Origin of the sequence: Okeania sp. SIO2F4, from assembly GCF_010672385.1 — a bacterium.
In the GTDB taxonomy this organism is placed as follows: domain Bacteria; phylum Cyanobacteriota; class Cyanobacteriia; order Cyanobacteriales; family Microcoleaceae; genus Trichodesmium.
The window spans coordinates 1-1,290 of record NZ_JAAHGT010001440.1; the positions used below are offsets into that span (position 1 = coordinate 1).

Consider the following 1,290-nt stretch of genomic DNA (forward strand, 5'->3'; position numbering starts at 1 on the left):
TCTCGATCAAATATTCCTAAAAAAAGTTGATTTTATGCTTCATTTCTCCACTCTAAAATTCAAAGTATTTTGAATTTTATTGCTGGATACTTAATTTCATTTATTCAATAATTTGATCATAATTCATTTTTGATTTGAGCAATAGTTTTCCCTATTTTCCTGGCTTGAATTTTTAAATAATTCCAAACTAGCATGGCACAAGCAATATGGTTTTTTTGAATTCTGGCTCTAGGACATTGGCACTCCTCAAGTCCTGTTAATTGCTTGATTCGGGCGTGAAACTCTTCTATTTTCCATCTAGTTTGTAACTCAAATTCTACATCATCTGTAGACAATTGCTTCAAGTCATTAGTCACTATATATTCTGCGGAAGTTTGTGGAAACAGTACCCCAGAATAACTTAACTTTTTTATCTCTAGGAAAACCCTTAATCTTAATAATTTTTCCTAATACTAATTCGGCATCACTCCATCTTAATTTTTCCAGGTTTTTATACTTGTCTACACCTCCAGTATCCTCTACTAAGCGATTTTTTTTCAATGGACAATAGTAGATTTTTCCTAAATTATCTATTAAAGCCATTAGCCTTTGAGTTGCATACCAGCTATCCATTAATACTTTTTTTACTGGTATTTTCTTGTTTTTTACCACATCAATCATCATTTATTCTACACTCTTCTATTTTACTCTTTTCATCGCTTTCTGGGTCATAAATACGATAATCTATTATCCGCGCATTGTTCTGTTTTTGGATGAAAATATAAGCAATTAACTACTCCTATTCCACGAACTACTGTATGCTCACTTCCACTATACTGACGTCGGACCAGTTCAATTTTTCGGGAATATTTTTTATTCATCACTGTATCATCAAAAATTAAATATCCATCTCTAGTAGTTTCAATTTCTTCTTTGACATTTTTCCATAAAACTTCACTCCCTAATTCAAGATTTTTGTATGGGACGATTAATCCGATCATGACTGATTTTTTGAATATGATTCGCCAAATTTGTAATAGTATAATTTTTCTGACTACTTATTAAATACTGACAATATTGTATGTAATCAAATTCCATGCAAAAATCCTTATATAAATATAAAGCTTTTTGATTATATACTATAATGGTTAATAGTATAGATAAACTTGACTCAACTTTTTCAGTAATTTCGATGTGAAAGTAGATGATGCGATCGCTACTTTATGCAACCAACTATGGCGACAGTATAACATAGTTTTTGGACACTGCTCAAATTTACTAACTAAATACAGACAGAACATAGTTCTTAAA

At 30.5% G+C, this 1,290-nt stretch carries 3 protein-coding genes; all 3 read right to left on the bottom strand.

Going from position 1 to position 1,290, the window contains the following annotated elements:
• Positions 1-116: 116 nt before the first annotated feature.
• The 3 genes from F6K22_RS43340 to F6K22_RS43350 are packed head-to-tail and all read right to left on the bottom strand — an operon-like array spanning position 117 to position 980.
• Complete coding sequence (locus tag F6K22_RS43340) at positions 117-356, bottom strand: hypothetical protein (protein ID WP_375340246.1); 240 nt, start codon at positions 354-356, stop codon at positions 117-119.
• Positions 349-663 (bottom strand): hypothetical protein, encoded by a 315-nt coding sequence (locus F6K22_RS43345; RefSeq protein ID WP_375340247.1) that lies wholly within the window; start codon positions 661-663, stop codon positions 349-351. The genes F6K22_RS43340 and F6K22_RS43345 overlap by 8 nt, the downstream gene beginning before the upstream one ends.
• A gap of 44 nt (positions 664-707) precedes the next feature.
• Positions 708-980 (bottom strand): hypothetical protein, encoded by a 273-nt coding sequence (locus F6K22_RS43350; protein ID WP_375340248.1) that lies wholly within the window; start codon positions 978-980, stop codon positions 708-710.
• Positions 981-1,290: the final 310 nt, after the last annotated feature.